This is a genomic window from Nocardioides sp. NPDC057772 (assembly GCF_042798075.1).
In the GTDB taxonomy this organism is placed as follows: Bacteria; Actinomycetota; Actinomycetes; order Propionibacteriales; family Nocardioidaceae; genus Nocardioides.
Genome location: NZ_JBHVKN010000253.1, coordinates 1 through 6,528, shown reverse-complemented (window position 1 = coordinate 6,528; position 6,528 = coordinate 1). Strand labels below are relative to the sequence as shown.

Annotated in this window: 6 protein-coding genes; 3 read left to right on the top strand and 3 right to left on the bottom strand. The window is 69.5% G+C overall.

Annotated elements, in window-relative coordinates; all coding sequences use genetic code 11:
• Positions 1 to 113: 113 nt before the first annotated feature.
• Complete coding sequence (locus ACFVJS_RS25355; protein WP_378886182.1) at positions 114 to 1,760, bottom strand: GMC oxidoreductase; 1,647 nt, start codon at positions 1,758 to 1,760, stop codon at positions 114 to 116.
• A 102-nt stretch (positions 1,761 to 1,862) separates the two neighbouring features.
• Here ACFVJS_RS25355 and ACFVJS_RS25350 point away from each other — a divergent pair, with 102 nt between their 5' ends.
• From ACFVJS_RS25350 to ACFVJS_RS25340, 3 genes are all read left to right on the top strand, one after another.
• Positions 1,863 to 2,963, top strand: a complete 1,101-nt coding sequence (locus ACFVJS_RS25350) for a dihydrodipicolinate reductase (protein ID WP_378886180.1) — start codon at positions 1,863 to 1,865, stop codon at positions 2,961 to 2,963.
• On the top strand, positions 2,960 to 3,442 hold the full coding sequence (locus ACFVJS_RS25345; protein ID WP_378886178.1) for a carboxymuconolactone decarboxylase family protein: 483 nt from the start codon (positions 2,960 to 2,962) through the stop codon (positions 3,440 to 3,442). The genes ACFVJS_RS25350 and ACFVJS_RS25345 overlap by 4 nt, the downstream gene beginning before the upstream one ends.
• 79 nt (positions 3,443 to 3,521) lie before the next feature.
• Positions 3,522 to 3,686 (top strand): hypothetical protein, encoded by a 165-nt coding sequence (locus tag ACFVJS_RS25340; RefSeq protein ID WP_165113975.1) that lies wholly within the window; start codon positions 3,522 to 3,524, stop codon positions 3,684 to 3,686.
• A gap of 9 nt (positions 3,687 to 3,695) precedes the next feature.
• On the opposite strand, the gene argS is transcribed toward ACFVJS_RS25340, so the two are convergent.
• Positions 3,696 to 5,381 carry an arginine--tRNA ligase gene (gene argS / locus ACFVJS_RS25335; RefSeq protein WP_378886184.1) on the bottom strand — a complete coding sequence of 562 codons (1,686 nt, stop codon included), beginning with the start codon at positions 5,379 to 5,381 and terminating at the stop codon, positions 3,696 to 3,698.
• Positions 5,382 to 5,689: 308 nt separating this feature from the next.
• Complete coding sequence (locus tag ACFVJS_RS25330) at positions 5,690 to 6,457, bottom strand: hypothetical protein (RefSeq protein WP_378886176.1); 768 nt, start codon at positions 6,455 to 6,457, stop codon at positions 5,690 to 5,692.
• Positions 6,458 to 6,528 lie beyond the last annotated feature (71 nt).

The following is a 6,528-nucleotide window of genomic DNA, read 5'->3' as shown; positions in this document are numbered from 1 at the left end:
TCACAGGGCAGAAGACCTCACCCCTCTGATCGCGGGTGTGGAAGATGACCGGCCGGTCCGAGAAACCCTCGGACCGGCCGGTCCTACCCTTTCCGGCACCTACCTCCGGCCGGTCAGAGGTCGGTGGCGATGATCCGCTCGATGTTCCGCTCCGCGAGGGCGGTGATCGTGACGAACGGGTTGACGCTCGTGTTGCCGGGGATGAGCGAGCCGTCGATGACGTAGAGCCCGTCGTACCCGTGCAGTCGGCCGTAGTTGTCGGTGGCCTTGTTCAGGACCGCACCACCCAGCGGGTGGTAGGTGAGGTGGTCGCCCCAGATCTTGTTGGTGCCGAACAGGTCGGTGCGGTAGATCGTCCCTTCCGTCTTGTTGATCTTGTCGAAGATCGTCTTCGCCATCGTGATGGAGTCCTGCTTCCAGGCGGTCTGCCAGGACAGGTCGACCTTGCCGGTGGTCGAGTTGTAGCTGAACGCCGCTCGGCGCTGGGTCTTGGTGATCGCGAGGTAGAAGGATGCGAACGTCTCGAGACCGGCAGGCAACGGCGCCACCTCGGCGAATGCTCCGCCGGCGTCCCAGTTGTCGATGCCCGAGCACGGGATCGTCGACTGCACGTCACCGGTCGGGTCCCACATGTGGTTGGCGCGTCCGACCATCACGTTGCCGTTGTCGCCCCAGCCCTGGCCGATCTCGCCGTTCAGCGCGGGCAGCGCGCCGGTCGCCTTCAGCTTCACCAGCAGCTTGCTCGTGCCGACGCTGCCGGCGGCGAAGAACACCTTGCCCGCGTTGACCGTCTTCGTGGCCACCACGTCGCCGGCGGTGTTGATCTGCTCGAGGACGACGTCGTACCCACCCGCTGCACCGGGCCGGACGGACGTGGCCCGGTGCAGAGACGAGATCGTGACCTTCCCGGTGGCCGCGGCCTGGGCGAGGTAGGTCTTCGGCAGGGTCCGCTTGCCGTGGTTGTTTCCGTAGATGACCTCCTGCGCCAACGCCGACTTCGGGACGCTGCCGTTGTCCTCGGCCACCATGTAGTCCCAGTCGTACACGTCCGGGACGAACGTCCAGGCGAAGCCCGAGCGCTGAGCGTGCTTCCGGCCCACACGGGAGTACTGGTAGTAGGAGGTCCGCTCGAACCAGTCGGGATCGACCGACCCGACGCCGAGGGCGGCGTTGGCGCGCGGGTAGTAGGTGGCGTACATCTCCGCGGCGTCCACCGAGGGCAGGATGGCAGCGAAGTTCTCCCGCTTCGGGGTGACGGCCATGCCACCGTTGACGAGCGAGCCACCGCCGACGCCGCGTCCTTGGTAGACGGAGATCCCGGCGAAGTCCTCGGCGTCGAGGATCCCGGCGTACTTCGGGACGTCCTTGTCGATGGGGAACCCGAGGAAGTTGCTGAGGGGCTGCTTGGTCCGGGTACGCATCCAGAAGGACCGATAGTCCGGCGCACTCACCTTCGGGTGGATCTTGCCGTCCGGGCCGGGGGCGACCGTGGACCAGTCTTGGCCCATCTCGACCATGTGGACGTTGATGCCGGCCTGCGCCAGTCGCAGGGCGGCGACCGAGCCGCCGTACCCGGTGCCGATGACCAGCACCGGCACCCGTGCGCCGTTGCCGATCGACGACGGTGCGGCCGTTGCCCAGGTCGGGCCGGCTCCGAATGCTCCTCCCAGCATCCCGACGCCCGCGAGCGAACCCGCGCCGAGCATGAATCCTCGGCGCGACAGGCCTCGCGACTGGTCCTGTCGTGGTGTGTTGCTCAAGATGACCTCCCTTTTCATCACTGATTGCTAGAACATGTTCTAGTATGCCGGTGGGGGTGTCACGGCTTTCGCAACATTCATGCAGAGCGACAGGGAGGTCGCATGGTCACCGTATGCGTCTGGGGCACGGGAAACATCGGTCGACTCGCCATCAGGGCGGTCGAGGCACATCCACGACTCGAGCTCGCCAGCGTGCTCGTCCACGACCCCGCCAAGGTCGGCCGGGATGCGGGGGATCTCGGCGGGCTCGGCCGTCGCCTGGGGGTCGCAGCCACCGACGACGTCGACGCGGTGCTCGCCTCGCGGCCGCAGGCGATCGTGTACGCCGCCTCCGGTGACATCCGCCCGGACGAGGCCCTCGCCGACATCGTGCGAGCGCTCCGGTCCGGCGCCGTCGTCGTCACGCCCGCGCTCTACGCGCTCTACGACCAGCGCAACGCGCCGCCGGAGATGCGCGAGCCGGTGCTCGCCGCGATCGCCGAGGGCGGCGGATCGCTCTTCGTGTCCGGCGTCGACCCGGGCTGGGCCAACGACGTGCTGCCGCTGCTGGTCAGCGGCCTGGGCAGCACCGTGGACGTCGTCCGGTGCCAGGAGATCTTCGACTACTCCACCTACGACCAGCCCGACTCCGTCCGCTACCTGGTCGGGATGGGCCAGCCGATGGACTACGACGCCCCGATGCTCGCGGCAACCGTGCCGACCATGGTGTGGGGCGGCCAGGTTCGGCTGATGGCCCGCGGGCTCGAGGTCGAGCTCGACGAGATCAGGGAGACCGTCGAGCGGCTGCCGCTGGACGAGACGGTGGCCACCACGTCGATGGGTGACTTCGAGAAGGGCACCCAAGGGGCGGTGCGCTTCGAGGTCCAGGGGATCGTCGGCGGTGAGCCGCTCATCGTCGTCGAGCACGTCACCCGCATCCACCCCTCCTGTGCCCCGCACTGGCCCTCGCCGCCCGACGGCGAGGGTGCCCACCGGGTGATCATCGAGGGTGATCCCCGGATCGAGGTGACCGTCGAGGCCAGCGACGAGGAAGGCAACCGGGCGGCCGGCGGCAACGCCACCGCGGTCGGGCGGCTCGTCAGCGCCATCGAGTGGCTCGTCGAGGCGGAGCCCGGCCTCTACGACGCGTTGGACGTCCCGCTGCGTCCGGCGACCGGCAAGCTCGGTGCGGCGAGGGCCGCCCAGGAAGGTGTGACCGCATGATCATCGGCGTCCCCGACGGCAAGGACCCCATCGCGTACGTCTGGGGTGAGATGGTCCCGGGGATCGGCCCGGCCGCCGCCGGCCTCTCGCTCGCCGTATACGAGCACACCACGCTCGGACTCCGCGAGTTCGAGGCCGCCAGGCTGAGGATCGCGCAGATCAACGGGTGCGTCTTCTGCCTCGACTGGCGCACCGAACGAGACGGCGAGAAGGTCGAGGAGTCCTTCGCCGAGGCGGTCGAGGAATGGCGTACGACGGACGCGTTCGACGACCGCACCCGGCTCGCCGCGGAGTACGCGGAGCGCTACGCGAGCGATCACCACGGCATCGACCAGGCCTTCTGGGACCGGATGTCGGCCCACTACACCGATACCGAGATCGTCGAGCTGAGCATGTGCCTCGGATCGTGGCTGGCGTTCGGCCGGCTCAACCACGTCCTGGGCCTCGACACGGCCTGCATGCTGCCCGCCCAGAGGTAACACGGCTCTGACAATCAGGTGATGCAGAATTTCGGTGTTGCACCCTCTGAGCCGCAGGATTTCGACCTATCGTTGACCCATGAAGACCTGCGATTTCTGCGGATGCTACGAGGCCGACCCACACCGCCTCCTCGCATGGACCACCGCGGTTGAGCGTGGGCGTGCGAAGTCGTTCTGCGAGGCCTGCTCGCGCCGTCACGTACGCTCCATGGAAGCCAAGCTCGACTCCGACTGGTGGGCCTGAGTCCCACTGCTACATCCGTTGTGGCGCCTCGATGCCGAGGAGCCTGAGTCCCTCTGACAGCACTCGCCGGGTCGCCTCGCACAATGCGAGCCGGGTCTGCCTGACCTCGCCCTCCGCCTTGAGCACGGGGCAGCTCTCGTAGAACGCGGTCAGCGCGGTCGCCAGACCGTAGAGGTACGCCGTGAGGTGATGCGGCTCCAAGGTGTCGGCGACCTTGGCGACCACCGGCGCGAAGCCGGTCAGCTCCAGCGCGAGCCGCTGCTCGGCCGCGTGCGACAGGGTGCCGATGGCGTGCGTCTGCTGCGGTGCCTGCGCGAGGATGCTGCACACCCGGGCATGGGCGTACTGCAGATATGGGCCCGTCTCACCGGTCGTGGCCGACATCCGGGCGAGGTCGAAGGCGTAGTCGCGGGCGAGGTGGTTGGAGAGGTCGGCGTACTTCACGGCGGCGTTGGCCACGGCGCGTACGACCTCGGGGTTGTCGTAGCGCGCGGCTACGGCCTCCTCGGCGTCGTCGAGGAGCGAGGTGAGAGTGACCGTCGCGCCCGAGCGGGTCTTGAAGGGCCGGCCGTCGGCGCCGAGCACGGTGCCGAAGCCGATGTGCTGGACCTCCACGGAGTCGGGCAGCCAGCCGGCGGCGCGGGCGACGGCGAAGACCATGTCGAAGTGGTGGCTCTGCCGGTGGTCTACGACGTAGACGACCCGGTCGACGGCCAGGTCGTCGACCCGGTGCCGGATCGTGGCGAGGTCGGTCGCGGCGTACCCGAACCCGCCGTCGGCCTTCCGCACGATCAGCGGTAGCGGCGCGCCGTCGCGGCCGGTGAAGCCGTCGGGGTAGACGACCTGGGCGCCGGCCGACTCGGTCAGCAGGCCCAGCTCCTGAAGGTCCTCGACGACCCCCGGAAGCTGCGGGTTGTAGCGACTCTCGCCGTCGAAGTCGTCGTCGGTCAGGAGTACGCCGAGCCGGCTGTAGGTGGCGTTGTACTCCGCCATCGAGGCGTCGACGAGCGCCTGCCAGAGGGTGAGGGTCGTCGGGTCACCCGACTGCAGTGCCACCACCCGGCGCCGGGCGGAGTCGGCGAAGTCCGGGTCGTCGTCGAAGCGGGCCTTGGCCCGCTGGTAGAGGGCGAGCAGCTCGCTCATCTCCAGGGCGGCGACGGCCGCGGGATCGTGGAGACCCTCGCCGAGCAGCTCCTCGACCAGCATGCCGAACTGCGTGCCCCAGTCGCCGAGATGGTTCTGTCGCACCACCTCGTGGCCGGCGTAGGCCAGCACTCTGGCCAGGGAGTCGCCGATGACCGTGGAACGCAGATGGCCGACGTGCATCTGCTTGGCGACGTTGGGGGAGGAGTAGTCGACGACGACCCGTTGCGGGGTCTCCGGAGCGGGTACGCCCAGGCGGGGGTCGGCCAACAGGTCGCCGACCACGCCGCCGAGAACGTCGGGGGACCAGGTCAGGTTGAGGAACCCGGCGCCGGCGAGCTCGACGGTGCCGAGGTCGCCGAGATCGAGGGCGGCGACGAGGCGGGCGCCGATGTCGCGCGGAGACAGACCGAGCGGACCGGCCAGCCGCAGCGGGAGGTTGGACTGGAGGTGCCCGAACTCGGGCCGGGTGGCCTGTCGCAGCTCGGGGTCGATGCCGGCGACGGCCTCGCCGAAGCAGGCGACGACGGCGTCCTGGAGGTGTGCGGACAGGGCGAGAGTGTGCTCGTGCACGAGAGTGGTCCTAGAAGGTGAAGAGGGCAGGCTGACGCGAAGGCGGGGTCGGACCCAGATCCGTGAGTAACCGCCTGCTACGCGCCGCCATGCGGGCGCGCCCGCGGCGTTGCCGCCTCTCGACAGACGCCCGGTATGCCTTCGAGGCGGCGCCTTGCGGGCACACCCGCCTGGCGACGTTCGCGACGGCGCTTAGTCACGGATCTGGGTCAGAGACCCATGCCTCGTCGTCGCAGCGCGCTCTTCGTGACCATGTCCGTAAGGGTGCCTGGACGTGTCGGTGTTGGTCAAGCCGGTTCGCTCTCCTCGGCCCTGGCCGAGGCGATCAGGTCCCAGGCGCAGCCGCAGTAGGGATGCCGCAGCCACGGCCGGACGGTGGGCTCGTCGTCACGGGTCAGGATCACCGACGCCGACCACGAGGCCGGGGTGCGTCCGGCGAGGTGGGTGCGGGCGTCGCGTACGGCCCAGGAGAGCGCCAGCGACTGCAGCAGCGCGTCGGTCGGCACCTCGTTGCCGATGAGCTGGTTCACCACCACCGCGCGGCGATCGTCCTCCTCGGCGAGGGTCGCATCGACACAGCGCAGGCACGCGGTGACGCCCGGGACGACCAGCGGGCCCACCGTCCAGGTGTCGGGGCCGCTCTCTACGACGAGGTGGGCCCGGCCGTCGCGCACCATCTCGTCGGTCCGCTCGCGGTCCAGTGGTCCGTCGGAGAGGAGCACGACGAGGTCCGGCGCGACGGTCAGGTCCGCTCCGACCAGGGCCTGGGCCGCCGAGACCATCGTCGGTGGCCCGTCGAAGCAGACTCGCGGCGGCGGCTCGCTGCGGTCGGCGTCGACCAGCAGACCTGCGTTGCTGAGCTGCTGCATCGCATGCCGCCCGGGCAGGTGGTCGGGCTCCACCGCGAGGCCGGCGGCGAGGTCGGTCAGCAGGCGGCGCACCTCCACGCTGTCCTGCACGATCGCCCGCCGGGGCGGGTCGATGCCGATCTGGAGGCGGGTCTCATCACGTCGTACGGCCACATACCCCGGCCGAATCCGGTAGCGGTTGCTCATGCGGGCGAGTCTCACATCGGCCGCGATTTCCCGCAGCAGCAATCCACCGGGCCTGTGGATAACTGCCGAGG

Coding starts and splice junctions, on each gene's coding strand:
- ACFVJS_RS25340 (WP_165113975.1), top strand. CDS start 3,522: ATGAAGACCTGCGATTTCTGCGGATGCTACGAGGCCGACCCACACCGC.
- ACFVJS_RS25330 (WP_378886176.1), bottom strand. CDS start 6,457: ATGAGCAACCGCTACCGGATTCGGCCGGGGTATGTGGCCGTACGACGT.
- ACFVJS_RS25345 (WP_378886178.1), top strand. CDS start 2,960: ATGATCATCGGCGTCCCCGACGGCAAGGACCCCATCGCGTACGTCTGG.
- ACFVJS_RS25350 (WP_378886180.1), top strand. CDS start 1,863: ATGGTCACCGTATGCGTCTGGGGCACGGGAAACATCGGTCGACTCGCC.